This window comes from Williamsia sp. Leaf354, from assembly GCF_001424365.1.
Lineage (GTDB): Bacteria > Actinomycetota > Actinomycetes > Mycobacteriales > Mycobacteriaceae > Williamsia_A.
Map to the genome: position 1 here is coordinate 404,421 of NZ_LMPL01000003.1, position 25,482 is coordinate 429,902.

Annotated in this window: 20 protein-coding genes; 11 read left to right on the top strand and 9 right to left on the bottom strand. The window is 69.0% G+C overall.

Going from position 1 to position 25,482, the window contains the following annotated elements; genetic code table 11:
- Positions 1–211 precede the first annotated feature (211 nt).
- A complete protein-coding gene (locus ASG12_RS13395) occupies positions 212–874 on the top strand; it encodes a hypothetical protein (RefSeq protein ID WP_055790269.1) in 663 nt (220 codons plus the stop codon).
- Positions 875–1,185: 311 nt separating this feature from the next.
- Here ASG12_RS13395 and ilvC read toward each other — a convergent pair whose 3' ends face one another.
- The 3 genes from ilvC to ASG12_RS13410 all read right to left on the bottom strand — a co-directional run bounded on the left by ilvC (position 1,186) and on the right by ASG12_RS13410 (position 4,684).
- On the bottom strand, positions 1,186–2,187 hold the full coding sequence (ilvC, locus tag ASG12_RS13400) for a ketol-acid reductoisomerase (RefSeq protein ID WP_200932790.1): 1,002 nt from the start codon (positions 2,185–2,187) through the stop codon (positions 1,186–1,188).
- A 98-nt stretch (positions 2,188–2,285) separates the two neighbouring features.
- On the bottom strand, positions 2,286–2,789 hold the full coding sequence (gene ilvN, locus ASG12_RS13405; RefSeq protein ID WP_045823234.1) for an acetolactate synthase small subunit: 504 nt from the start codon (positions 2,787–2,789) through the stop codon (positions 2,286–2,288).
- On the bottom strand, positions 2,786–4,684 hold the full coding sequence (locus ASG12_RS13410) for an acetolactate synthase large subunit (RefSeq protein ID WP_408068752.1): 1,899 nt from the start codon (positions 4,682–4,684) through the stop codon (positions 2,786–2,788). Before ASG12_RS13410 ends, ilvN begins: the two co-directional genes overlap by 4 nt.
- Positions 4,685–5,012: 328 nt before the next feature.
- Between ASG12_RS13410 and ASG12_RS13415 the strand changes: the two genes are divergently transcribed.
- Both ASG12_RS13415 and ilvD read left to right on the top strand, forming a co-directional pair.
- Positions 5,013–5,510, top strand: a complete 498-nt coding sequence (locus ASG12_RS13415) for a PH domain-containing protein (RefSeq protein WP_235456796.1) — start codon at positions 5,013–5,015, stop codon at positions 5,508–5,510.
- Positions 5,511–5,583: 73 nt separating this feature from the next.
- Positions 5,584–7,431 carry a dihydroxy-acid dehydratase gene (gene ilvD / locus ASG12_RS13420; RefSeq protein WP_055790272.1) on the top strand — a complete coding sequence of 616 codons (1,848 nt, stop codon included), beginning with the start codon at positions 5,584–5,586 and terminating at the stop codon, positions 7,429–7,431.
- Between the two features lie 3 nt (positions 7,432–7,434).
- On the opposite strand, the gene ASG12_RS13425 is transcribed toward ilvD, so the two are convergent.
- A complete protein-coding gene (locus tag ASG12_RS13425) occupies positions 7,435–8,709 on the bottom strand; it encodes a family 1 glycosylhydrolase (protein ID WP_055790944.1) in 1,275 nt (424 codons plus the stop codon).
- Between the two features lie 318 nt (positions 8,710–9,027).
- On the opposite strand from ASG12_RS13425, the gene ASG12_RS13430 reads away from it, so the two are divergent.
- Positions 9,028–10,689, top strand: coding sequence for a GMC oxidoreductase (locus ASG12_RS13430; RefSeq protein WP_082502017.1), 1,662 nt, complete (start codon positions 9,028–9,030; stop codon positions 10,687–10,689).
- An 80-nt stretch (positions 10,690–10,769) separates the two neighbouring features.
- On the opposite strand, the gene ASG12_RS13435 is transcribed toward ASG12_RS13430, so the two are convergent.
- Entirely contained in the window at positions 10,770–12,128 is a 1,359-nt protein-coding gene (locus ASG12_RS13435; RefSeq protein ID WP_055790277.1) for an LLM class flavin-dependent oxidoreductase, read from the bottom strand.
- Positions 12,129–12,231: 103 nt separating this feature from the next.
- On the opposite strand from ASG12_RS13435, the gene ASG12_RS13440 reads away from it, so the two are divergent.
- Together ASG12_RS13440 and ASG12_RS13445 are read left to right on the top strand one after the other, a co-directional pair.
- Complete coding sequence (locus ASG12_RS13440) at positions 12,232–13,242, top strand: zinc-binding alcohol dehydrogenase family protein (protein ID WP_055790280.1); 1,011 nt, start codon at positions 12,232–12,234, stop codon at positions 13,240–13,242.
- A 34-nt stretch (positions 13,243–13,276) separates the two neighbouring features.
- Positions 13,277–14,098, top strand: a complete 822-nt coding sequence (locus ASG12_RS13445) for a crotonase/enoyl-CoA hydratase family protein (RefSeq protein ID WP_055790946.1) — start codon at positions 13,277–13,279, stop codon at positions 14,096–14,098.
- A gap of 25 nt (positions 14,099–14,123) precedes the next feature.
- Here the strand turns inward: ASG12_RS13445 and ASG12_RS13450 are convergent, their stop codons facing one another.
- The gene (locus ASG12_RS13450; RefSeq protein ID WP_055790283.1) at positions 14,124–14,816 is read right to left on the bottom strand and encodes a hypothetical protein; all 693 of its coding nucleotides are present in this window, start codon (positions 14,814–14,816) and stop codon (positions 14,124–14,126) included.
- A 254-nt stretch (positions 14,817–15,070) separates the two neighbouring features.
- Between ASG12_RS13450 and ASG12_RS13455 the strand changes: the two genes are divergently transcribed.
- Positions 15,071–16,753 carry a M4 family metallopeptidase gene (locus ASG12_RS13455; RefSeq protein WP_055790287.1) on the top strand — a complete coding sequence of 561 codons (1,683 nt, stop codon included), beginning with the start codon at positions 15,071–15,073 and terminating at the stop codon, positions 16,751–16,753.
- Positions 16,754–16,779: 26 nt separating this feature from the next.
- Here ASG12_RS13455 and ASG12_RS13460 read toward each other — a convergent pair whose 3' ends face one another.
- On the bottom strand, positions 16,780–17,922 hold the full coding sequence (locus ASG12_RS13460; RefSeq protein ID WP_235456799.1) for a DoxX family protein: 1,143 nt from the start codon (positions 17,920–17,922) through the stop codon (positions 16,780–16,782).
- Positions 17,923–18,003: 81 nt separating this feature from the next.
- Here ASG12_RS13460 and ASG12_RS13465 point away from each other — a divergent pair, with 81 nt between their 5' ends.
- Positions 18,004–19,143 (top strand): PQQ-dependent sugar dehydrogenase, encoded by a 1,140-nt coding sequence (locus tag ASG12_RS13465; RefSeq protein ID WP_055790292.1) that lies wholly within the window; start codon positions 18,004–18,006, stop codon positions 19,141–19,143.
- A gap of 27 nt (positions 19,144–19,170) precedes the next feature.
- On the opposite strand, the gene ASG12_RS13470 is transcribed toward ASG12_RS13465, so the two are convergent.
- Positions 19,171–19,521 (bottom strand): MerR family transcriptional regulator, encoded by a 351-nt coding sequence (locus ASG12_RS13470; protein WP_055790295.1) that lies wholly within the window; start codon positions 19,519–19,521, stop codon positions 19,171–19,173.
- 103 nt (positions 19,522–19,624) lie between these two features.
- Here ASG12_RS13470 and ASG12_RS13475 point away from each other — a divergent pair, with 103 nt between their 5' ends.
- Positions 19,625–20,413, top strand: a complete 789-nt coding sequence (locus tag ASG12_RS13475; protein WP_055790298.1) for an alpha/beta fold hydrolase — start codon at positions 19,625–19,627, stop codon at positions 20,411–20,413.
- Complete coding sequence (locus ASG12_RS13480; RefSeq protein WP_055790301.1) at positions 20,410–21,618, top strand: MFS transporter; 1,209 nt, start codon at positions 20,410–20,412, stop codon at positions 21,616–21,618. Before ASG12_RS13475 ends, ASG12_RS13480 begins: the two co-directional genes overlap by 4 nt.
- Here the strand turns inward: ASG12_RS13480 and gatB are convergent.
- Complete coding sequence (gene gatB, locus ASG12_RS13485) at positions 21,615–23,117, bottom strand: Asp-tRNA(Asn)/Glu-tRNA(Gln) amidotransferase subunit GatB (RefSeq protein ID WP_055790304.1); 1,503 nt, start codon at positions 23,115–23,117, stop codon at positions 21,615–21,617. The genes ASG12_RS13480 and gatB overlap by 4 nt on opposite strands.
- A gap of 148 nt (positions 23,118–23,265) precedes the next feature.
- Here gatB and ASG12_RS13490 point away from each other — a divergent pair, with 148 nt between their 5' ends.
- Positions 23,266–25,473, top strand: a complete 2,208-nt coding sequence (locus ASG12_RS13490) for a S53 family peptidase (protein WP_156378099.1) — start codon at positions 23,266–23,268, stop codon at positions 25,471–25,473.
- Positions 25,474–25,482: the final 9 nt, after the last annotated feature.

Sequence of the window (25,482 nt, forward strand, 5' to 3'; positions counted from 1 at the left end):
GACTTCAGCGATCAGCTTAGAGGGCTGTGCAACCGGCAAAACACCGGAGTCCACGCCCTGTACGGGTGTCACGGAGTGGCGGTGTGACAGGCGTTACGGATACATTGCGCTTGGCTCGGGATTACTCGAGTGCATCGGTGGGGTCTGGTCGGCGACGGCCACGGATCGGCGTCGGTCCACGGACCGGGCGAACTGAGGAACTGGAGTACCAATGGTGAAGAAACTGGCGGCCCTGCTCGCGGTCGCGGCAGCAGCGACGATGTTGATGGTCGCCGGTGCCGGCACCGCCTCGGCCAAGCCCGACATCTTCCTCGGCGGCGGCTCGGGCATCGTCATCCTCAAGGGCGGCAACGACGGTGCCGCCTGCACGCTGACCACCATCGGACGCGACTCCGCCGGACGCCTCGTCGGTCTCACCGCCGGCCACTGCGGCACCGTCGGGCAGCCCGTCTACTCCGAGGCCTTCCCGAGTCGAGGACAGGCCGGCCGGATCATCGTCTCGAACACCCCGCTCGACTTCGACGTGATCCAGTTCGACGCCAACCGCGTCGTCCCCCTGCGCTCGGTCGGCGGTGTCACCATCCGGTCGATCTCGACCGCGGCCCCCCAGTTCCCGTCGGTGCTGTGCAAGACCGGTCGCACCACCGGCCGCACCTGCGGTGTGACGTTCTTCTCCGACAACCAGTCGCACTTCAGCGCCGTGTGCGTCGCCGAGGGTGACTCGGGCAGCCCCGTCGTCGTCGGTGACCGCCTCATCGGCATGGTCAACGCCTACTACTTCACCGCCTGCATCGGACCCGAGACCGGCTCGAACATCGGCCCCATCCTCAACGCCATGGCGCGGTCGGGCGTGAACAACTACCGACCGATCTGACCTGACCCGCCCCGCTAGGGGTGACAGACCGACCGAGGCCCCCGACGGACATCCGTTGGGGGCCTTCGTCATCTCCGCCGGTTGGGCACGTAAGGCCACCGGTTGGGCACGTAAAGCCGCCAGTTGGGCACGTCCCGTCGGGCCCGAGCCGGACTGGTGCTCAACTGCGGTCGCTAGGTGCTCAACTGCGGTCGTTACGTGCCCAACTGCGGTCGCTTGGTGCCCAACTGCGGTCGTTACGTGCCCAACTGCGGGAACGGCGAAGGCCCCCACTCCCGTTCGGGAATGGGGGCCTTCGTGGAGCAGGTGGATCAGGCGGTCTCGGTGATCGGCCGGTCGACCCAGCTCATGAGGTCGCGCAGCTTCTTGCCGGTCACCTCGATGGGGTGCTCGGCGTTGCGCTGGCGCAGGTTCTCGAGCTCCGAATTGCCGTTCTCGACGTTGGCGACGAGGCGCTTGACGAATGTGCCGTCCTGGATGTCCTTGAGGATCCCGCGCATACGGTCCTTGGTGCCGTCGTCGATGACGCGCGGGCCCGAGAGGTACCCACCGAACTCCGCGGTGTCCGACACCGAGTAGTTCATGCGGGCGATGCCACCCTCGTACATGAGGTCGACGATGAGCTTGAGCTCGTGGAGCACCTCGAAGTAGGCCATCTCGGGGGCGTATCCGGCCTCCACCATGACCTCGAAGCCGGTCTTGACGAGCTCCTCGGTGCCGCCGCAGAGCACGGCCTGCTCACCGAAGAGGTCGGTCTCGGTCTCCTCCTTAAAGGTGGTCTTGATGACGCCGGCGCGCGCGCCACCGATGGCCGCGGCGTAGCTAAGCGCGAGGGCCTCGCCCTCGCCCTTCGGGTCCTGGTCGACCGCGATGAGGCAGGGCACGCCCTTGCCGTCGACGAACTGACGACGCACGAGGTGACCGGGGCCCTTCGGCGCCACCATCGCCACGGTGATCGAGGCATCCGGCTTGATCAGGTCGAAGTGGATGTTGAGTCCGTGACCGAAGAACAGCGCGTTGCCGTCGACGAGGTTCGGGGCGATGTCGTCGGTGAAGATCTTCGCCTGCGAGGTGTCGGGCGCCAGCAGCATGATGACGTCGGCCCACTTGGCCGCCTCGGCCGCGGTCATCACCTTGAGACCCTGCTCGGAGGCCTTGTCGCGGGACTTGCTGTCCTCGCGGAGACCGATCGCCACGTCGACGCCCGAGTCACGCAGGCTCAGCGAGTGCGCGTGTCCCTGGCTGCCGTATCCGATCACAGCGACCTTGCGGCCCTGGATGATCGACAGGTCGGCGTCATCGTCGTAGAACATCTCGACTGCCACTGAAAACTTCCCTTCGGTTTCGATCGGCATCGCCTACCGATGCTCGTTCGGTTGTGCCGTGCGGTGTCACCGCACGGTCGAGAAACTCAGCGCGTGGCCGAGATGCTCTTGGGTCCTCGGCCGAGCGCGACCGCGCCCGACTGGGCGATCTCGCGGATACCGTACGGGTCGAGCATCCGCAGCAGCGCCTCGAGCTTGTCCGACGTGCCGGTGGCCTCGATGGTCACCGATTCGGTCGACACGTCGATCACCTTGGCGCGGAACAGATCCACGACGCCGATGACGTCGGCACGGCTCGAGGAATCCGCGCGCACCTTGATCATCATCAGCTCCCGCGACACCGACGTGTCGGGATCCTGCTCGACGATCTTGATGACGTTGATCAGCTTGTTGAGCTGCTTGGTCACCTGCTCGAGCGGGAAGTCCTCGACGGAGACCAGGATGGTCATCCGCGAGATCCCCTTGAGCTCGGTCGGTCCGACGGCGAGTGACTCGATGTTGAAGCCGCGACGCGAGAACAGCGACGAGACGCGCGCGAGAACACCGGGACGGTCCTCGACGAGCACGCTCAGGGTGTGGGTGGTCCTCACAGCGACTCTCCTCCGGACTTCGTGCGGGCTCCCCCGGTGGTCGGGGTGGCCGGGTCGGCGACGGCGTTGACGTCGATCGACTCCGAGGCGGACTCGTCGTCGTCGAACAACGGGCGGATTCCCTTGGCCGCCATGATCTCGTCGTTGCCGGTACCGGCGGCCACCATCGGCCACACCTGCGCGTCGGCACCGACGATGAAGTCGATGACCACGGGACGGTCGTTGATGGCCCGCGCCTGGGCGATGATGTCGTCGACGTCGGCCTCGTTCTCGCACCGGAATGCCGCACAGCCCAACGCCTCCGCCAGCTTCACGAAGTCGGGGATGCGACGGGAGTGGGTGGCGAGATCGGTGCTCGAGTAGCGCTGGTCGTAGAACAGGGTCTGCCACTGACGGACCATGCCCAGGTTGCCGTTGTTGATCAGCGCGACCTTGATGGGGATGCCCTCGATCGCGCAGGTCGCCAACTCCTGGTTGGTCATCTGGAAGCACCCGTCACCGTCGACCGCCCACACCTCTTTCTCCGGTGCGGCCATCTTGGCGCCCATCGCGGCGGGCACCGCGTAACCCATGGTGCCCAGCCCGCCGGAGTTGAGCCACGTGCGCGGCTTCTCGTAGGAGATGAACTGCGCGGCCCACATCTGGTGCTGGCCGACGCCTGCGCAGTAGACCGCGTCGGGCCCGGCGGCCTTGCCGACCGAGGAGATGACGAACTCCGGCGACATCGATCCGTCGGCGGGTCGGTCGTAGCTCAGCGGATAGGTCCGACGGATGCCGTCGAGGTAGCTCCACCACTCGGTGAGGTCGGCGGCGCCGTTGCTGGTGACCTGCTCGTCGCGGATCGCCTCGATCAGTTCACTGATGACCGCGCGGCAGTCACCGACGATCGGCACGTCGGCGAACCGGTTCTTGCCGATCTCGGCGGGATCGATGTCGGCGTGGATGACCTTCGCGTCGGGCGCGAACGAGTCGAGCTGACCGGTGACGCGGTCGTCGAACCGCGCACCGAGGGTGATCAGCAGGTCGCTGCGCTGCAGACCGGCCACCGCCGCGACGGTGCCGTGCATGCCGGGCATGCCCAGGTGCAGGTTGTGGCTGTCGGGGAACGCGCCCCGGGCCATCAGCGTGGTGACGACCGGGATACCCGTCATCTCCGCGAGCGTCAGCAGTTCCTCCGACGCGTCGGCCTTGATCACGCCACCGCCGACATAGAGGACCGGGTGCTTGGCCGCCGCGATCATGCGGGCGGCCTCACGGACCTGCTTGCCGTGCGGCTTGGTGACCGGCCGGTATCCGGGCAGGTCGATCTGCGGCGGCCACGAGAAGGTGGTCTGCGCCTGCAGGACGTCCTTGGGGATGTCGACGAGGACCGCACCGGGACGACCGCTCTCGGCGAGGTAGAACGCCTCGGCCATGGTCTTGGCGATGTCGGCGCCGGAGGTGACGAGGAAGTTGTGCTTGGTGACCGGCATCGTGATGCCGGTGATGTCGGCCTCCTGGAAGGCGTCGGTCCCGATCAACGAGCGACCCACCTGACCGGTGATCGCGACGACGGGCACCGAGTCCATCTGGGCGTCGGCGAGCGGCGTGATGAGGTTGGTGGCACCGGGACCCGACGTCGCGATGCAGACGCCGGCACGGCCGGTGACCTGGGCGTATCCGGTCGCGGCGTGTCCGGCTCCCTGCTCGTGGCGGACGAGGACGTGGCGGACCTTCGTCGAGTCGAGCAGCGGGTCGTAGACGGGTAGGACAGCGCCACCGGGCAGGCCGAACACCACGTCGACGCCGAGTTCCTCGAGGGAACGCACCACGGCCTTGGCGCCGCTGACACGTTCGGGTGCGACGGTCGCGGCACCGACGGTGCGGGGCCGGGCCGACAAGGGGGTGGGAGCCACGCGAGTCCCGGGCCCGGTGTCCCCGGAGGGGGAGACGCCGTCCTGGGAACGTGCTGCTGGTGCGCTCACTGCACTTTCCTCTGCTTGGTCGAGATGGAGTCGGACAACAAAAAACCCCCGACAGCTCTCAGCTGGTCGAGGGTGGCGCGTCGATGCTTGGTTCGAGGTCTCGGGAGATCCCGGTCAGGCGTTGACGCGCCGGCCGAGTACGAGAATGTCGTTGTGCATCACGCCTGCAAAGGTAGGTCGCGACCTGCGCGGCAGTCAACTTGCCCTCGAGGCGGTCCCAGATAGTGGGATCGACATGCGCGGATGCCACAATGACGTGGTGCCCGAGAACGACCGGCCCGACCAGGGCGAGAGCGAGACCGTCACCGACCAGCCGGTGACCGTCGCCGACGACGCCACCCCCAGCCGTCCCAGCGAACGGGACACCGTGACGCTGCCGCTGCAGTTCCGCATCGCGCCGATGGCCTACTTCGCGCCGGTGATGATGATGATCAGCGCGGTGGTGCTCGCGGGCACCTCCCTGGCCTACCTCGGGTGGACGCTCGTCGTCCCCGTCCTCGTCGCGGTGTGGATGTTCCGCCTGCGCACCGTGGTCACCGAGAGCGGACTGCGTGCGGTCGGCGCTCTCCGCGCACGGGAGATCACCTGGGATCAGCTCGACGGCCTGTCGTTCCCCCGGTGGGGATCGGTGCGTGCCGTGCTGACCGACTCCTCGCGAATGCGCCTGCCCGCGATCTCGTTCCGGGATCTGCCGCGGTTGTCCGCGGCCAGCTCGGGCCGGATCCCGGACCCGTACGCCGCACGCGACGGCGCGTAGGCTGTTCTGCGCGCGAGGCCCGCCCACGGGTCCGCCCGCACCTGCTCGCCCACGATCGAACCGAGGTCCCACCATGCCGCCGTTGAGATCACGCACCACCACTCACGGACGCAACGCCTCCGGCGCACGCTCCCTGTGGCGCGCCACCGGGATGACCGACGACGACTTCGGGAAGCCGATCGTCGCGATCGCCAACTCCTATACCCAGTTCGTGCCCGGACACGTGCATCTCAAGGACGTCGGCGAGATCGTGGCCGACGCGGTCCGCGCCGCGGGCGGCGTGCCGCGCGAGTTCCACACCATCGCCGTCGACGACGGCATCGCGATGGGCCACGACGGCATGCTGTACTCGCTGCCCAGCCGCGAGATCATCTCCGACTCCGTCGAGTACATGGTGAACGCGCACACCGCGGACGCACTGGTCTGTATCTCCAACTGCGACAAGATCACTCCCGGCATGCTCAACGCCGCCATGCGGTTGAACGTGCCGACGGTCTTCGTCTCCGGCGGACCGATGGAGGCCGGCAAGGCGGTGTCGGTGGGCGGTGTCGTGCACCCGTCGTCGGATCTGATCACCACCATCTCGGCCTCGGCGAACGACGCCGTCGACGACGAGGCGCTCAAGGCCGTCGAAGAGGCCGCGTGCCCCACGTGCGGATCGTGCTCGGGCATGTTCACCGCCAACTCGATGAACTGCCTGACCGAGGCGCTCGGACTCGCGTTGCCGGGCAACGGTTCCACGTTGGCCACGCACGAGGCACGCCGCGCGCTGTTCAGCCGTGCCGGCACCGTGATCGTCGAGGCCGCGACGAAGTTCTACCGCGACGACGATTCCTCGGTGCTCCCCCGCAGCATCGCCACCACGGCGGCGTTCGGCAACGCCATGGCGCTCGACGTCGCCATGGGCGGATCGACGAACACGGTGCTCCACGTCCTCGCCGCAGCGCAGGAGGGCGAGGTCGCCGATTTCGATCTGTCGGTGATCGACGACATCAGCCGCCGGGTCGCGTGCCTGGCCAAGGTCTCCCCCAACTCCGACTACCACATGGAGGACGTGCACCGGGCCGGCGGAATCCCCGCCATCCTGGGCGAACTGCGCCGGGCGGGGCTCCTCGACGACACCACGTCCACGGTGCATTCGCCGACGATGGCGTCCTTCCTCGACGACTGGGACATCCGCGGTGGCACCGCCACCGACGAGGCGATCGAGTTGTTCCACGCGGCCCCGGGCGGCGTCCGCACCACCACGCCGTTCTCCACGAACAATCGGTGGAGTTCGCTCGACACCGACGCCGCGGGCGGATGCATCCGCGATCTCGAGCACGCCTACACCGCCGAGGGCGGCCTGTGCGTGCTCACCGGCAACGTCGCCGCCGACGGCGCGGTGCTCAAGACCGCGGGCATCGACGAGGAGCTGTGGCACTTCGAGGGACCCGCCCGGGTCGTGGAGAGCCAGGACGAGGCCGTGCAGGTGATCCTGAGCAAGACCATCCAGGCCGGCGAGGTCCTCGTCGTCCGCTACGAGGGACCCGCCGGAGGCCCCGGGATGCAGGAGATGCTGCACCCCACCGCGTTCATGAAGGGCACGGGCATGGGCAAGAAATGTGCCCTGGTCACCGACGGTCGATTCTCCGGCGGCTCGTCGGGGCTGTCGGTGGGTCACGTGTCCCCCGAGGCCGCGGCCGGCGGCGTCATCGGCCTCATCGAGGACGGTGACCCCATCCTGATCGACGTCAAGACCCGTGCGCTCAAGGTCCTCGTCGACGACGACGTCCTGCTCGAACGGCGGGCCAAGATGGAGGCCTCCGAGCGTCCGTGGCAGCCCAGGGCCGAACGCGAGCGCAAGGTCACCACCGCGCTGCGTGCGTACGCCGCCATGGCGACCTCGGCCGACAAAGGTGCTGTCCGACAGGTGCGCTGAGCCTCAGCGCACCACGGCGGGATGCGCGCAGCTGTCGGGTACGTCGACGAAAGAGCACAGCACCGGTGCGCGCGTCGGCCGGTATCCCGCGGGCACGCCACGATCGGCGATGATCTGCCGGTAGGCGGCGACCGCCGGGGTCGGCCTGCGGGTCAGTGACGGGTCACCGGCGACGTCGACGGTGTAGAGGCCGAAATGAGCTGTGTAGTCGCCCCATTCGTAGTTGTCGGTGAGACTCCAGTAGTTGTACCCGACGACGTCGACACCGTCGGCGACCGCACGTTGTATCCAGTACACGGTGTCGCGCAGGTGATCGGCCCGGCGGTACCCGTCGGGGCGGCGCCCGGCGCCGTCGGTGGCGAGACCGTTCTCCACCACGTACACCGGCACCCCGGGGAACTCGCGGGCGACATGCCGTAGGACGTAGTAGATCGCTTCGGGCGCCTGGCTACTGCGTGCGAAGTCGCCGGTCGCGCTCGCGGCGGCGCTGACATCGAGCAACGAGACCGAGTAGTACTGGTCGACGCCGATCACGTCGAGCGCGCCCGCCATCCGCCTCGGGAACAGTCCTTCGAGGAAGGCCTGCACACCGGGGATCGGGAAGTAGGCCAGGTTCGAGGTGACCTGCGCCTCGGGCTGCACGGCATGGATGTGGGCGTAGAGCGTGCGGTGTGCGCGCACGATGCCGTCGACCATCCGGTTCACGTTCTGCGGGCGGAGGCCGCCGAAGGTGAGTTCGCGGCGGACGTACTCGGTCGGTTCGTTGAACGTCACCCACGACGGGCGGGCCCAGGCGTAGCGATCGACCACTTTCGTCGCGAACCCGATCAGGTCGTCGGCCATCCCCGGCCGGTTCCACCCGCCCCGGTCGACCTCCCACCCCGGGTGGACCCAGTGGTTCAGGGTGATCATGGGGGTCATCCCGGCGGCCACGATCCCGCCGATCACCCTGTCGTAGAACGCCCACGCGGCCGGATCGTCGCGGCCCGGCGCGGGTTCCACCCTCGACCATTCGACCGACACTCGGTAGACGGCCACCCCCAGCGCCCGGGCGTGGGCGATGTCCTCGGGGTACCGATGGAAGAAGTCGACGGCGTTGCCGACCGGCTCGGCGACCTGCCCGCGCGCTCCGTACCGCGTCCAGTTGGAATCACGGTTGACGCCCTCGGACTGGAAACCCGATGAGGCCACCCCGAAGCGGAAGTCCGAACCGAGCTGCGCGACAGCGGTTCCGGACGACGGCGCGGCGACAGCGGCCGGCGGAACGGCGAGGAACATCCCCGCGGCCACACCGCCCACCATCAGGAGCGAGAGGAAACGACGCCACGTACTCATGAGCAATCCCGTTCGCCGACGGACCCGGACAAGTGACGAGCGTTCCCCGAAAGGGACACACCGGTCACCTCCGGGACACTATCGCTCCCACCGTCCGCGGATCGGTGATCGAGACGGTAGGGTGTCAAATGCTGTACGCCGAGTTGGCGGCAGTGGAGCGGTGAGATCCAGGTCGCACCGGCTCCGAACGGTTTCGCCCGGGGGGACTGCGGCGAACAGACATTCCTGTGGGGGGAATCGGTTATGGATCGCCGCTCGTTCATGAAGCTGTCCGCTGCGTCGATGGCGGCGGCGGGTGTCCCGTCGCTCGCGACGTCACTCGCAGGTCCCGCCTCGGCGGCGCCCCGCCGGTACGGACGCTACGAGAAGCTGGTCCCGGAGATCTTCCGCCCGGTTCCCGCGCCGCGGCAGCACTCCGAGGCCATCGTCATCGGGTCGGGTTTCGGCGGCGCGGTGAGTGCACTGCGTCTGGCGCAGGCGGGGATCCAGACCACCGTCCTCGAGCGTGGCAGCCGGTGGCCGCACGACCCGCGGCGTGAGATCTTCGGCGCCGACGGCCGTCAGTACTGGCACGCGCCACAGTCACTCGCCGACGACTCGCTGGGCCCGAAGGGTCCGTCGACCCTCACCATCCCGGCCTACGGCCAGGCGATCGGCGCGATGACCGGGATCGACGACTTCGGTGGTCTCGCCGAGATCAGCTGGCACCACAACGCGGGCCTGATCTGCGCGGCCGCCGTCGGCGGTGGATCGAACATCTACATCGGCATCACCGTCGCCTCGCGGCGCGAGGGCTTCGACGCGGTCTTCCGCGGTCTGGTCGACCACGACGAGATGAGCCGCCTCTGGTACCCGAAGGCGATGGCAGGTCTCGGGGCGACGGTCGTTCCCGACGACATCTACGCCGACCGCCACTTCGACAACGGGCGTGACTTCGAACGGGTCGCGAAGGCGGCCGGCTACTCGACCTACAAGGCCGAGGGCAACTGGAACTGGGACGTCGTGCGCGACGAGATCGCCGGTCGTGCCGCACCGCAGACGATCACCGGCGCCGCCTACAACTCCAACCGATCGCTGAACTCGCTGGCCTTCAGTTACCTCCCACGCGCCGAGGCGACCGGGAAGGCGACCATCCACCCGCGCCACGTGGTGCAGGGGATCCACGTGGAGCGGTCGGGGCGCTACGTCCTCGAGGTCGACTACGTCAGCCCCTACGGCGACGTCCTGTCGCGCCGCACGCTGACCACCGACCGTCTGGTGCTCGCCGCGGGCTCGCTGGGCACCAACCGTCTGCTGGTGAAGGCCCGCGACACCGGCACCCTGCCGAACCTGAACGAGTACATCGGTGCCGGCTGGGGCAACAACGGCAACGGCAACATCGACGTCGGCGTCGGCCGCAGCAAGAAGGGTCCCCAGTCGGCGGTCGGCACCGTCGCCTTCTACGACACCTCCGGTCCGCTCGCCCGCGTCGTCGTGAACGGCTCGAACGGCCTGGGCCCCCTCGATCCGGTTCTGGCGCAGGCCAACACGTCGGTGTTCAAGGCCGGGATCACCTCCATCGACCCGACCCGCGGGACGTTCGAATACCACGCGAAGAACGATCGCGTGATCCTCGACTGGCCGGGCAACGGCAACAGCCGCGTCGACGACAACTGCCTGCGCATCGGACACAAGCTCGCGGCGCACGCCGATTTCCCGGTCGAGGCCGTCGTCTACGAACCCGACGTCCTGTGGGGTCACATGTGCGGCGGGGCGACCCTCGGTCGCGCGTCGGACTCCTTCGGCCGCGTGAAGGGCTACCGGAACCTCTACGCGCTCGACGGATCGATGCTCCCCGGATCGGCGGGCGCGTCGAACCCGTCGCTCACCATCACCGCCCTCGCCGAGCGCAACATGGCCGAGATCGTCTCAGCCGGAGGCTGAATCGGTGTTCACAGCCGGAGGCTGAATCGGTGTTCACAGCCGGAGGCTGATTCTGGTGCCCGCAGCCGGAGCGTGATCGACTAGCGCGAGCCGACGAGCCCCACGTTCGTCTCGCGTGCGGGCACGGGTGCGAGATCGAGGTGCCCGCGCAGGGTGTCGGAGGTGTACTCGGTCCGGAACAGACCGCGGCGGCGTAGCTCCGGGACGACGTGATCGACGAAGTCGTCGAACGTGCCGGGCGACTGAGCCGCCGAGAGGATGTAGCCGTCGGCCTCTCCCCCGGTGAATCCCGCCTCGATCTCATCGGCGACATCGCTTGCCGTGCCGACGAACTGCGGGAGCAGCACGCCCTGGGCGTAGAGCTTGCCGATGTCACGCAGGGTGAGGTTGTCACGCTCGGACAGGCGCCGCGCCACATCGAACAGCCCCTGGGTGCCGCTGACCGCGATGTCCTCCACCGGCGCGTCGAGATCGTAGGTCGAGAAGTCGTGGTTGGTGTGCACCGACAGGGTGATCAGGCCCGAGATCGGATCGGCCAACTCGTTGTGGAACGCCTGCTTCTCCCGGGCGATCGACGCGGTCTCGGCGACGAACGGGATGAACGACGGCAGGATCTTCACGTCCTCCGGTCGCCGACCGACGTTCACCGCACGCGACTTCACGTCGTCGTAGTAGGCGCGCCGCCCCTCGGGGGTCGGGTCGATCTCGAAGATCGCCTCGGCCCACCGCGCGGCGAAATCCTTTCCCTTGTCCGATGACCCGGCCTGGATCAGCACCGGTCGACCCTGGGGCGACCGGGGGACGTTGAGCGGGCCCTGCACGCGGAAGAAGTCGCCGTCGTGATGGATCGCGCGGACCTTGTCCGGATCGGCGAAGAACCCGTTGGCCTTGTCCTGCACCAGTGCGTCGGCGTCCCAGCTCGACCACAGCGCGAGCGCGGTCTCGAGGAACTCCTGGGCTCGCACGTAGCGCAGGTCGTGGTCGAGATGTTCGGTGGCACCGAAGTTCACCGCTTCGGCGGTCGACAGCGACGTCACGATGTTCCAGGCCACGCGACCGCGGGAGAGATGGTCGAGGCTGGCGAAGATGCGCGCCACCTCGTACGGGTGGAAGTAGGTGGTCGACTTGGTGATCGCGATACCGAGTCGGGACGTCACCGCGGCGATGCTGGCCGCGACCACCGAGGGGTCGAGGGTCGCGCTGGCCTGCGTGCCGCGGCTCAGCGACACGTCGATACCGCTGCCGAAGTTGGTGGGCGTGGCCAACAGATCGGCGAAGAAGACGAAATCGAAGGTGCCCCGCTCGAGCGTGCGTCCGATCCGGTGGTAGTACTCCGGGGTCAGGAAGCCCGGATCGGAACCGGGATGGCGCCATGCGGCGTGGGAGTGGGTGACGTGCGAGGCGATCTGGAATCCACCGAGGTGCAGTTGACGAGGCATGTCGATCGTTCTACGGACCGGTGCCCGGCGCGACAACGCTTGCGATCACCCCGGGCGCAACGACTCTCGACCCGCTCACCGGCGGCGGCGCTACGGTGGACGGATGAGCATCCCCACGACCACCCGTGCGGTCGCCGCGCGAGCACCCGGCCCCGTCGACGCCTCCGAATCGTTCGTCGAGGTCGAGATCCCGCTCGACCCGATCGGCGAGCACGACCTCCTCGTGGAGGTGGCCGCGGTGTCGGTCAACCCCGTCGACCACAAGGTGCGCTCGTCCTTCGACGCCGACGACGCACCGCGCGTGCTGGGGTTCGATGCGGCCGGGACCGTTGTCGCGGTGGGTGACTCGGTGTCGCGCTTCGCCGTCGGCGACGAGGTCTTCTACGCCGGCGTCATCAACCGACCCGGCAGCAACGCGCAGTACCAGCTCGTCGACGAACACATCGTCGGCCGCAAACCCACCTCGCTGTCGTTCGGTGACGCCGCCGCCCTGCCGTTGACGTCGATCACCGCCCACGAATCGCTGTTCGCCCGACTGGGACTGACGGCACAGAGTTCGGGCATCCTCCTCGTGGTCGGCGGCGCCGGCGGGGTCGGATCGATGATGATCCAGCTCGCCCGGGCCCTCACCGACGTCACCGTCATCGCCACCGCGAGTCGCGACGAGTCGGAGCGGTGGGTGCGTGACCTCGGCGCGCACCACGTGGTGCACCCGCGCGAGCTGTCCACCGCCGTACCGACGATCGCTCCCGACGGCGTCGACCACATCTTCTCCCCCTACTCCGAGGGCAACGTCGAGACCTACGCCGAGATCATGGCCGTCGGCGGTGCGGTCGTCGCGATCGACGAACCCGAGGGCCTCGACACCCTGCCGCTCAAGTCGCGGTCGCAGAGCTGGCACTGGGAGCTCATGTTCTCGGTGCCGCTGTACCGGCCCACCGACGACAGTCAGCACCGGATCCTCACCGAGATCGCCGACCTCGTCGACGCCGGGCAGATCCGGACCACGGCGACCACCACGCTCTCGCCCATCGACCCCGACACCCTGCGCGATGCGCACACCCGCTCCGAGTCGGGTTCGGTCATCGGCAAGGTCGTGCTCACCCGGGGATGACGACGGCGGACGCGCTCTCGCTATGGTGCTCCCCATGACCGAATGGACAGCGTTCTCCGTCGACATCTCCGACCACGTCGCGCAGGTGACCCTGCTGGGACCGGGCAAGGGCAACGCGATGGGTCGCGCCTTCTGGACCGAGCTGCCGCAGGTCTTCGCCGAACTCGACGCCGACCCGGACGTGCGGGCGGTGGTCCTCGCCGCATCGGGCAAGCACTTCTCGTTCGGACTCGACCTGGCCGAGATGGGTGGCGATTTCGCCCCGCTGCTCGCCGAGCGCGCCCTCGCCGGACCCCGCAGCCGCTTCCACACACTGGTCAAGTCGATGCAGGCCTCGGTGACCGCGGTCGCCGACAGCCGCACGCCCGTGATCGCCGCCATCCAGGGATGGTGCATCGGTGGCGGCGTCGACCTGATCGCGGCGGCCGACATCCGCTACGCCAGCGCCGACGCGAAGTTCAGCGTGCGCGAGGCCAAGATCGGCATCGTGGCCGACATCGGGTCGCTGCAGCGGCTGCCCGCGATCATCGGTGAGGGTCACCTGCGGGAACTGGCCTACACCGGCAAGGACATCGATGCCTCCCGCGCGGCGTCGATCGGTCTGGTGAACGACGTCCTCGACGACGCCGACGCCGCGCTCGCCGCCGCCCGTGCGACGGCCGCAGAGATCGCGGCGAACCCGCCGCTGGTGGTGCAGGGCGTCAAGGACGTCCTCGATCGTGAGCGCGCGGCGACGGTGACCGAGGGTCTGCGCTACGTCGCGGCCTGGAACGCGGCGTTCCTGCCGTCGGAGGATCTCACCGAGGGCATCACCGCGGTGTTCGAGAAGCGCCCGGCCGCCTTCCGCGGTGAGTGACGTCCGCGGCGAGTGATCGACGCCCTCACGCCTCCAGTTCGCCGGAGACGACACGTTCGAGCTGGGCGTAGGTGACCGTCGGCAACGACACCAACCCGTCGAGCTCCTCACGCGCGCGGCGGTAGGCCGCCTGCCGCTCGGCCGGGGTCGACGCGGTGTCCATGGCCATCCGTAGCAATCCCTGTGCGCGCACGAGTCGTCGCTGCTCGGGTTCGGAGAAGTCTCCGCGACGCCTCCGCCGCGCCTCCGATTCCGCGGTGTCGAACGCGACCGCGTAGTCGTGCACGGCCACCCGGTAGGCCTCCTGCGCATCGGCCAGACCGACGAGGTCCTCGGCGGCGTCGGGACGCAGCGAGTCGGCGGTGCGCTTGGCGCGGTGGAACGCGCCGGTGAGCGGCTCGCGCATGTCGGTGATCATCGGGAACTCGAGCAGGTTGACCACGTCGGTCTCGTAGGCGAACCAGCGGGCGTCGGTGTCGTCGTGTTCGGACAACAATCTGGTGATCGCCCGCAGGTCCTGCTCACGGTCGACACGCGCCACGCCCTTTGCCTGTGCCGCCGCGATCTTGGCCTGCTGTTTGATGCGGTAGCGCTCGAGTCGTCGTTGGGCGCGCCGTTCGTTGGCCGCGGCGACGGCCTTCACACCACCGGCCACGGGCCCGCCCACGACGAACACCAACCACCAGTAGTGGCCGATGATGTCCCCGACGGCGCCCATGGCTCCAACCTAGCCAGTCGACGGCTGCCTCGGGCTCGGGAACGGACCGGACCGTTCCCGAAACGGGGTCGCGGCCGACGCCGCCGTCGAGCCGGGGCGCGTCGGTGAATGGTTCACCTGTCCGAACCGGCTCGTTACCGGGATGTGTACATCTGGACCTCCGCTAATTACTTTGCGTACATAGTTGTTATCGTCCCGTTTGTCGCAACCGCGGCGTATGGACGACTCCCGATGTCTCAGTGAAGGATTCTGCCGTGGGCACACGCTCGACACCCGACCGGACGACCGACGCACCGGTGCGATCCGGCCTGTCCCGACTGCGGATCGGCGCGATCGCGGTGGCGATCACCGCCACCTGCGTTGTGGGAACCGCTCCTGCACTCGCCGCTCCGCCGTCCACGCCGTCGTCGCCCGGCGACGACCTGTCCTCGGTTCCGAAGGAGGTCGTCACCGGGACCGACGGCAAGGTCGCGCAGGCGTCGCCGGACACCCCGCTCCGGCTGGCGACCCCGACCGCCGACCCGAACGCTGCCGCCGACAAGCACGCCCAGGGTGTCCAGAAGACCTTCCGGGCCGATGATGTCGGCACTCTCAAGGTGGAGTCGGTCTACCGCACGGGCAGCGCGAGCACCGTACGTCTGCGTCAGGTGATCGACGGCGTCCCCGTGTACGGCGCGACCGTGTCACAGTCGCTGGACTCCGCGGGAAGTCTGCTGGCCGCCACCGGAGAGACCGCGCAGGCCAAGTCGGGTTCCTACGTCACCACCGCCGTTCCCACATCGGTCGTCCCGGCTGCGATCGCCGGGATCGCGAGCACCTACGGGAAGAAGCCCGAGAGGCTCAAAGCCTCGGCAGCGCGGGCGAACTGGTACGACCCGACGTTGGCCGGCAAAGACGGCACCAGCGTCGCCGTCCCCGCCTACCGGGTGAAGGTGAAGGCGGGTGCCAAACAGTCGTGGTTGGCCTTCATCGGACAGGACGGCGCGTTCCTCGACAGCATCTCGCTGACCGCCGAGGCGCTCAACCGCGTGGTCTGCGACGCCAACCGCCGGGCGATCTCGACCGCCACCAGCACCGGCGACTCCCACTGTGGCGGCACGTCTCCGTTCACGCCCACGCGCATCGAGGGACAGGCCGCGTCGTCCGTGGCCGACGTGAACTCGGTGTACGGCTTCCTCTCCGACACCCAGACGTTCTACTCGCGCACCACCGGACTCGCCGATCTCACCGATCTCATCGGTGCCGACACCGGCGACGGACGCGGAAAGGCGTTGCGCGCCACCGTGCGGCTGTGTTCCACGGAGGAGGGGTGCCCCTTCACCAACGCCTACTGGGACGAAGACCACATGGCCTACGGCGAGGGCGTCACCACCGACGACATCACCGCGCACGAGTTGTCGCACGGCGTCACCCAGAACGTCAACGGGTTGCAGTACCGCAACGAGTCCGGCGCGATCAACGAGTCGATGTCCGATGTGTTCGGCGAGCTGACCGATCTCACCAACGGGAGTGCCGACGACACCGCCGCGAACCGATGGCTGATCGGTGAGGGCAGTTCCCTCGGAGCGATCCGGAACATGAGGAGTCCCGGTTCGTCGTCGCCCGCGCAGGCGGAGATCTACAAGGGCACGAACTGGTATTCGGGCACCAACCAGAGCGCGTTCGTCCACTACAACAGCTCGGTGGGCAACAAGGCCGCGTACCTCATCGCCGACGGCGCCACGTTCAACGGCCAGACGATCACCGGGATCGGCGTCACGAAGACGGCCCAGTTGTACTGGACGACGCAGACGCTGCTCACGGCGAACGCCACGTACAGGACCCTCGGTGCCGCGCTGAAGGCCGCGTGCTCACAGAACGTCGCGGGATCGGTGGCGGCCACGACGTCCACCGACTGCGCGCAGGTCGCCAAGGTGGTCACGGCGACCAAGATGTGAGCGCGGGCGGACTCGTTCCCGGAGGGCTATCGAAGAGGCGGATTCCCCGGGGACTGGAAAGGATTGGTGCCGTTGAACAGGATCCAGATCGCAACCGGTGCCGCGATGCCGACCACCAACCACGCGACCGACCCCACGAACGGCCGCGTCGCCCACCCGCGTCCGAAGTCCAGGGAGATGCGACCGGGTCCGGCGAGGATGATCGACGCCGCGGCGATGCCGAGGAACAGTTCGTACTCGATGCCGGGTCCCGCCGATCCGGAGGCGAAGAACCAGACCCCGCCGGCCAGCGTCGCCTTGTAGGTGGCGGCGATGATCATCACGCCGAGTACGGCCGACCCGGCGATGGGGGTCAGGAGTCCGAGTACGAGCATCAGTCCGCCGAGTGACTCCGACAGCGCGCCGACGATGGCGAGCGGTTTGGCGGCGTCGGCCGAGAACCCGATGTTGGTGTTCGGTGCGTTGAGGAGGAAGTCCTCGAACCCGCTCAGGCGCGGTCCGTTCCACCAGCCGAACAGTTTCTGTGCGCCGTGCGCCATGGCGATGAGACCGACCGCCACGCGCAGCGCGAGCAATCCCAGATCGGTCGTACCCCGGCGGCGTGCGGCCTGCGCGGCGACGAGTTCGTCGTCGAGGGCGTCACGATCGAGCCGCTCGGGATCCGACCTGCGGCCCGACCGGGAGAAGCGGCGGGCGCGACGATCCGACACCGGGTCGTCGAGGTCGTCGCGACCGGTGGTGTCGAGCGCCCGGGTCTGCGAATCGTCGGCGTCGATGTGGTCTGTGTCGCGTGCGTCCGCGTCGAGGTCGTGGTCGGCGACCCGGTCCGCACGGTAGGTGGGGACCGCGTCGTCGTCGGCATAGGCGGCGCGACGATTGTGCTCGCGATGGAAAGCGTCGCGGTCGACCGGGATGGCCGTGGTCTTGGGTGCGGTCTTGGGTGCGGTCTCCGGCGCGGCGTCGGACAGCCCGCCGGCGGCCGGGATGGCTGCCGTGGCGTCGTCGTGACCGTCCGCGTCGCCACCGTCACGCCGGTACGGCTGGTATCCGTGGACACCTGTCGAGCTCTCGTCGGACCCGGGTGGGGTCTGCGGCATGCGGAAGGTCTCGGTCGGCTCGTCGTACGGGCTCGAACCCTGCGGACGCTGCTCACGATCTCGTTCACTCACCTGGCTCACCCTAGGTGGTCGAGCCGCCCGCGCCGGTGACGTGACGCCGCCGCGTCGCGCCGATCACCTACCCTGGGGCGCATGTCCGACCGATCGCGCCGCACACGTATCGCCGTCGTGGCGACGGTGCTGCTGATCGCCGCCACGCTGCTGGGTGGCTGTGCGGACTTCAGCGATCAGGACCGTGCGCGAGCAGCAGGTGACTTCTCCTCGGAGACCGTGACGCCGGCCGTCCCGACACCGACGCCACCGAGTGAATCCCCGCAGGAAGGGCCGGCACCGACGGGTCCGTGTGTCGATCCCGATCCAGCTGTCATCGCGACCTGTCTGGGCGCCACGAGCGCGGTGATGCCCGGCGGTGACGCCCAGGGCGAGTCGACGGTCGTCGCCGAACGCGCCACCGGGCAGATCATCGCCACCCGTCGCAACGGACCCAAGAAGGTCATCGCGTCGATCCCGGTCGACGCCGACGGTGACGGCGGTCTGATGGATTTCGCGCCGTCCCCCACCTACGACCAGGACCGCCTGATCTACGCCTACATCTCGACCGCCTCGGACAACCGGGTGGTCCGGATCGCCCCCGGTGACACACCGAAACCGATCCTCACGGGCATCCCCAAGGGCGCGACGGGCAACGTCGGTTCGCTGCACTTCCGTTCGCCCACCGAGCTGCTGGTCGCGACCGGCGACGCGGGGAACCCGGCGTCGGCAGGCGACCCCGGTTCGCTGGCGGGCAAGCTCCTCTCGGTCACCGCCCTGACCTCGGGCAGCACCGCCGCGCCGCGGGTCCTGGCGTCCGGGCTGGGGGCGAACGCGACCATCTGCGCGAACGCGAGCAGCGGTCAGCTGTACCTGACCGATCGCGCGCCGACCGAGGACCGCCTGCAGATCATCGACACCACGGGCACCCTGCGCCCGCTGTGGACGTGGCCCGGCCGACCGCAGATATCCGGTTGTGCCGCAGCCGGATCGAGCGTGCTCGTGTCGACCGCGCGCACCCAGCGGGTCGAACTGCTCGGCGAGCCGACGCGCGAGAAGCCGACCGTGTCCCCGCCGGTCGTCGTGTTCGAGAAGCGCTACGGCGCATTGGGGCGGATGACGGCGCTGCCGTCGGGACTGTTCCAGGTGGGAACGATCAACAAGCAGGGCGGACGTCCGGTGGCCACCGACGACCGCGTCGTACGATTCCTGCCGCCGACCAGCTCCGAGAGCAACGTCTGACCCCGAGAGATCTCGCCGGGAGCGGTCTCAGCGCGAGAGTCGCTGCCGGACCAGCATCGAGGTGACGAGATCCCGACGGCGCGCGAGATCGGCCATGGCGTCGTCGATGTCGGACAGTTCGTCGCGGATCAGCGCCGCCACCTCCGGGCACATCTCGACCCGGTCACCGTTCACGCAGGGCAGCACGTCGCGAATCGTCTCGAGGGTGAACCCGGCCGCGATGAGCCTCTTGATCCGGACGACCTGGTGCACCGTCCCCTCGGGGAACTCGCGATAACCGTTGCCGCGGCGGCTCGTCGCCAGCAGACCGAGCGCGTCGTAGTGCCGCAGCGATCGCGCGGAGACGCCCGTGAGTCGTTCCACCTCACCGATTCTCATGTACCGACCTCCGTCCGCGATGTGGGTCGGGCCACATTCTCCGCGTCGATGCGCGGTTAACGCTTGACCTTCACACCGGTGTCAGAGTTTAGCGTCGGTCACCATGACACGCGCAGCAGAACTCGGCCGTCCCGACGTGATCGTCGCCGGTGACGGCGGTCCACTCGTGCTCGCCCACGGCGCCGGCGGCGCGGTGGACCTCAACTTCGGTCAGGTCATCGACACGTTGTCCCCGAGGCGTCGACTGATCGGGGTGAACTATCCGGGCTCGGGGGCGACACCGCGGCAGTCGCGTCCGCTCGAGCTCGAGGAGCTCGCCGACGGACTGGTGGCCGCCGCCGTCGCCGACGGGCACGACCGCTTCCCGATACTCGGGCTGTCGTTGGGGTGTGCGGTGGCCATCACCGCGGCGCACCGCCACCCCGACCGCGTGTCCGGGCTGTTCCTCACCGTGGGCTTCGCCCGCGCCGACGCGCAGATCCGCCTCGTGGTCGATGTGTGGCGACATCTCGCGGCGACGGATCCGACGAAGCTCGCCCGGCTGCTCGTCGCGCTGTCGTCGCCGGACGTCCTGAGCACCCTCGACCTCGTCGCCACCGAACGCGCGGTCGCCGACACCGTCTCGGCGCTTCCCGACGGCGGCCCCGATCAGGCCCTTCTCGCCTCCACTGTCGACGTCACCACAGCTGCCGAAGCGGTGGCCGTCCCGACGACGGTGGTCGTGGCAGGGCAGGATCGCATCGTGCTCCCGACGACCACCCGCGCGCTGGCGCGGACGATCCCCGGCGCCAGGGTTCTCGAGTATCCCGACGCCGGCCACATCTTCACGCCGTCGGAGGCCTCGGCCTGGATCGACGACATCGGCTACTTCCTCGACACGCACGGCCTGTGAGCGCCGAGCGTCGCGACGGGCCCGGTGACGCGGGATGGAACCGCGCGTCGATCACGCTGACCGGCGCGTTGTTCGTCTACATGACCGCGGAGATGTTCCCCGTGGGCATCGTGCCCGAACTCGCCCCCGGACTGCGGTGTTCGCAGGCCGCCGCAGGCACCTTGCTCGCCGTCTACGCCATCGCCGCCGGCGTCGCGATCATCCCGGTGGTGGCGCTCACGCGTCGTCTGGACCGACGCCGTCTCATCGTCGCGTCGCTGCTCGTACTGGCGGTGTCGCAGGTCGCCTTCGCGCTCTCCGACAACCTGTGGTGGGCCTACGCCGCCCGGGCGGTCGCGGCCGTCCCGCACGGATTGCTGTGGTCGGTGGTGCCCACGGTGGCAGCGTCGATGAGCCCGGGCGCACCGGGTCGGGCGACGGCGCGCGTGTTCGTGGGCGGGGCACTCGGACTCGTCGTGGGGGCACCGCTGGTGACCGCGACGACCGGTCTGGTCGGGTGGCGACCGACGGCGATGGCGGTGGGTGTGATGGCCGTGGTCCTCGCGGTCGCGGCTCGTGCGACCCTCCCGGCGGCCGAGACCGGGCCCCACGTCGGGTCCTCCGGTTCCCGTGGCCCCCGCGCGCGTCGACTCCCGACCATTCCGGCGCAGGTGTTCGGCCTCAGTACGGCGACGGTGGCGGTGGTGGCGGCGTGCTACATCCCCTACACCTATCTGTCGCTGCTCGCCGACGACGTCGGTATCCGATCGACCTCGCTGTCGGCCCTGCAGATCGGTTACGGCGCGGCAGGTCTGGTGACGGTGTCGCTCGTGGGGCGATTCCTCGACCACCGCTTGCGCGCCGTGCTCTGCGCGATCCTCGGCGGGATGGCCGTTGCCATGGTGATGATCACGACCGGCGGCGCGGCACTGTTCATCCTGGCGGTGCTCCTGTGGGGCGCCGCGTTCGCCTGCGCTGCACCGGCACTGCAGAGCGCGGTGTTGCGAGCGTCGCATGCCGACCCCCGGGTCGACCCCCTCGCGGCGTCGGCGGTGTACGTGCTGGCGTTCCAGGTCGGGATCGCCGGCGGCTCGTGGGCCGGGAGCGGCATCCTCTCCAGGATCGGCGAGGCCTGGTTGGCACCAGCCGGCCTGATCGCGGTCGCAGCGTCGGCGATGGTGGTCCTCGCCCTGCGTTCGCCGACGACCGTGACCGACACCGCCTAGGAGCAGGCGGCGATGACCAGTTCCTTCACCCGGGCCGGGTCAGCTTGTCCCCGTGTCGCTTTCATGACGTCGCCGACGATCTTGCCGGCCGCCTGGACCTTCCCAGATCGGATCTTGTCGGCGATGTCCGGGTTGGCGGCGAGGGCCGCGTCGACGGCGGTCTGCAGGGCGGTGTCGTCACGGACGACCTCGAGGCCCCGGTCGGCGACGATCTGCTCGGGCTCGCCCTCGCCGTCGAGCACGGCGAGAGCCACCTGCTGGCCGAGCTTGGTGGTGAGCGTGCCGGCCTCGACGAGGCCGATGATGGTCGCGACCTGTGCCGGGGTGATCGCGAGATCGGCCAACTCCACCCCGCGCGAGTTCGCCTGCTGTGCGAGGAAACTGACCCACCAGCTGCGCGCGGTCTCCGCCGGTGCACCCGCGTCGACGGTGGCGATGATGAGATCGATGGCACCGACGTTGACGAGGTCTCGCATCACCTCGTCGGACACCCCCCAGTCGGACTGGATGCGCGCGCGACGCAGCCACGGCAACTCGGGCAGCGTGGTCGCGAGGTGCTCGACCCAGGCACGGTCGGGCGCCACCGGCGCGAGATCGGGCTCGGGGAAGTACCGGTAGTCGTCGGCGGTCTCCTTGCGCCGACCACCTGACGTGGTGCCGTCGACCTCCTGGAAATGCCTTGTCTCCTGGATGATCTCGCCGCCGGCGTTGAGGATCGCGGCCTGTCGGCGCATCTCGTACCGGACGGCGACCTCGACGCTCTTGAGCGAGTTCACGTTCTTGGTCTCGGTGCGCGTCCCGAACTCGGTGGCGTCCTTGGCCATCAGCGACACGTTCGCGTCACAGCGCAGTGATCCCTGGTCCATCCGCACGTCGGAGACCCCGAGGGCCTTGAGCAGGTCGCGCAATGCGCCCACGTAGGCGCGCGCGACCTCGGGGGCGCGCTCGCCGGCACCGGTGACGGGTCGGGTCACGATCTCCACCAGCGGCACGCCTGCCCGGTTGTAGTCGAGCAGTGAATGACTCGCACCGTGGATCCGGCCGGCGCCGCCGATGTGCAGCGACTTGCCGGTGTCCTCCTCCATGTGGGCACGTTCGATCTCGACCCGCCAGGTGGTGCCGTCGCCGAGCACCACGTCGAGGTATCCGTCGTACGCGATGGGCTCGTCGAACTGCGAGATCTGGTAGTTCTTCGGCTGATCGGGATAGAAGTAGTTCTTGCGCGCGAACTGGCTCGACTCACGGATCGAGCAGTTCAACGCGAGGCCGATACGGATCGCGGACTCGATCGCGGCGGCGTTGGCGACCGGGAGAGCACCGGGCAGACCGATGCAGACCGGGCAGACCTGGGTGTTCGGCTCGGCCCCGAACGCCGTGGGGCATCCGCAGAACATCTTGGTCTCGGTGCCGAGTTCGACGTGGACCTCGAGGCCCAGGACGGGATCGAAATCACGGATCACGTCGTCGTAGTCGACGAGGTCGACGGTCGCAGCAGTCATGAGCCCAGTTTAGGCCGACGCGATCTGGTCGGGCGAACACGACAAGTCGGTCTTTAGTTACGCAAGGCACTGGTCCTCGTGGTGAGATTCCCGGACACCGTCCTTCCGAGACGGTCGAGGTCCACCGGCTTGGGGGTTCGTGGTGTCGATGTCTCTTCGTGGTGTCGCAATCGCAACGACGACGTGGTGCGTCGCCGCGCTCGCGGTGACCGGCGTGGTCGCCGGTGGCGCGAACGCGAGCACCCGACTCCCCGACAGTCGCCCGTCGTGGGCGACGCCCACGGCCCTGCGGGCGCCCGTTCCCGACTCCGACATCGTCCACGCCCGGGTCTATCTCCCGTGGCGCGACACCGCGGGCCTGGCCGCGCTGACCCGCGCGGTGAGCACGCCGGGCACCGCGTCCTTCGGCCGATACCTGACCCCGGAACAGTTCCGGGACCGGTTCTCCCCCACGACACACGACGTCGCCGCCGTCACCGACTGGCTGCGCGGAGCGGGCCTGCGAGTCGTCGACGTGCCGTCGGACCGCCAGTACGTGGCCGTCGAGGGCACGGCCGGCGACGCGACGGCGGCCTTCGACACCACACTGTCGACGTACGGCGCCTTCGGTCGGATCATGCGCGCACCCACCCGCGCGCCGGCTGTTCCCGCCGCGCTGGCCGGGAAGGTCAGCGCGGTCGTCGGTCTCGACGACGGCGCCGAGGCGATCCCCGCCGTCCGTCCCCCGAACGAGAGCCCGAACGGCACCACCCCGGCCAAGGTCGCCGATCCCGGCGTCGGATTCCGCGCGGGCACACCGTGTTCGACCTCCTGGGGCGAGAAGACCGTGACGCTGCCCACCGCCGTCGACGGCAGCACGACCAAACCGCTGGCCCCCTGCGGCTACACACCGGCTCAGGTGCGTGGTCTGTACGGACTCGGCTCGGGCGACACCGGCGCCGGTCAGACCGTCGCCTTCGTGGGCGCCAACGCAAGCCCGACGATCGTGTCCGACGTGACCCAGTACTCGCGGCTGCACAACCTGCCCGATCCGCAGATCAGCCAGATCGTGCCGCCGGGCATCTACCAGCACCCGACGACGCCGAAGAACGATCCGGGCGCCTTCTTCGGTGAGCAGACCCTCGACGCCGAGGCCATCCACACCACCGCACCGGCCGCGAAGATCCTCTACGTCGCGTCGTCGAACGCCAACCAGGACTTCGATCGCAGCGTGAAGGCGATCGTCGGCAAGCACCTCGCGCCGATCATCTCGATCTCGTACGGCTTCGGCGGGGAGTCGGTTCCCCAGGGCTTCGTCAACAGCCTCAACGGGATCTTCGCGCAGGCGGTGGCGACCGGTATCGGCATCTTCGTCTCCAGCGGCGACAACGGCGACGAGCAGACGACACTGGGCACGACGTCGGTCGACTTCTACGCCAACACCCCGAACGTGACCGCGGTCGGCGGCACCTCGGCGGCCATCGTCGCCGGTGCGGGTGGCTCGGTGTTCGGCTCCGGCGCGAAGCCCGCGGCGGCGGCGCCGACGTCGTCGACCGCAGGCGGCGGGATCTACGGCATCGACGACCCCGCGAACCCGGTCAACCAGCCCGGGTGGACTCGCGCGTTCGAGGTCGGCTGGCAGACCGGTTTCACCTCGGCGACAGGCACTCTCGCGCCGTTGCCCAGCGGTACCGCACCCCCGACCTCGACCCGCTACACGTTCACCGGTTCACTGGATCCCGCCGGGCCGTCGTTCTCCGGCGGTGGCGGTGGCGGGATCAGCAAGGTGTTCCCCCAGCCGACTTACCAGAAGGGCATCACCGACGGTGCCCGTGACGGCAGCACCGGCGCGACCGGGACCACGGGCCGCGCGCTCCCCGACATCAGTGCACTCGCCGACCCGAACACCGGATTCCTCGTCGGTCAGACCCAGGAGTTCACCGACGGCAGCTATTACGACGAATACCGCATCGGCGGCACGTCGCTGGCGGCGCCGCTGATCGCCGGGATGGCTGCGGTGGCCAACCAGAAGGCGGGGCGTGACCTCGGGTTCCTCAACCCGCGGATCTACGCGGCGTACCAGCAGAAGACGGCGAGCCTGTACGACGTCGACGAGGCGGACCTGAACAGCGCGGCGGAGTTCGGGACCACGCCGTCGGTGTTCCGGGTCAACTTCACCGACACCGAGTCCGCGGCGGGCGGTCGTCAATTCAGCCTCCGGACACTGGAACTGCCCACCCAGAGCCTGCAATCGACGCGCGGTTACGACACCGCCACCGGTGTCGGCTCCCCGAGGGACTCCTCGTTCCTCACGGTTCTCGGTTCGGTGACGCCTCTGCCGTACACCCCGGACCGGAAATCCCCGAAGGTGCCCTGAGGACCTCGG

Bases quoted from the DNA above. Each gene is read 5' to 3' on its own strand.
- ASG12_RS13470 (WP_055790295.1), bottom strand. From the start codon at position 19,521: ATGAGAATCGGTGAGGTGGAACGACTCACGGGCGTCTCCGCGCGATCG.
- ASG12_RS13395 (WP_055790269.1), top strand. From the start codon at position 212: ATGGTGAAGAAACTGGCGGCCCTGCTCGCGGTCGCGGCAGCAGCGACG.
- ASG12_RS13445 (WP_055790946.1), top strand. From the start codon at position 13,277: ATGACCGAATGGACAGCGTTCTCCGTCGACATCTCCGACCACGTCGCG.
- ASG12_RS13475 (WP_055790298.1), top strand. From the start codon at position 19,625: ATGACACGCGCAGCAGAACTCGGCCGTCCCGACGTGATCGTCGCCGGT.
- gatB (WP_055790304.1), bottom strand. From the start codon at position 23,117: ATGACTGCTGCGACCGTCGACCTCGTCGACTACGACGACGTGATCCGT.
- ASG12_RS13450 (WP_055790283.1), bottom strand. From the start codon at position 14,816: ATGGGCGCCGTCGGGGACATCATCGGCCACTACTGGTGGTTGGTGTTC.
- ASG12_RS13440 (WP_055790280.1), top strand. From the start codon at position 12,232: ATGAGCATCCCCACGACCACCCGTGCGGTCGCCGCGCGAGCACCCGGC.
- ASG12_RS13465 (WP_055790292.1), top strand. From the start codon at position 18,004: ATGTCCGACCGATCGCGCCGCACACGTATCGCCGTCGTGGCGACGGTG.
- ilvD (WP_055790272.1), top strand. From the start codon at position 5,584: ATGCCGCCGTTGAGATCACGCACCACCACTCACGGACGCAACGCCTCC.
- ASG12_RS13430 (WP_082502017.1), top strand. From the start codon at position 9,028: ATGAAGCTGTCCGCTGCGTCGATGGCGGCGGCGGGTGTCCCGTCGCTC.
- ASG12_RS13435 (WP_055790277.1), bottom strand. From the start codon at position 12,128: ATGCCTCGTCAACTGCACCTCGGTGGATTCCAGATCGCCTCGCACGTC.
- ilvC (WP_200932790.1), bottom strand. From the start codon at position 2,187: ATGTTCTACGACGATGACGCCGACCTGTCGATCATCCAGGGCCGCAAG.
- ASG12_RS13425 (WP_055790944.1), bottom strand. From the start codon at position 8,709: ATGTTCCTCGCCGTTCCGCCGGCCGCTGTCGCCGCGCCGTCGTCCGGA.
- ASG12_RS13490 (WP_156378099.1), top strand. From the start codon at position 23,266: ATGTCTCTTCGTGGTGTCGCAATCGCAACGACGACGTGGTGCGTCGCC.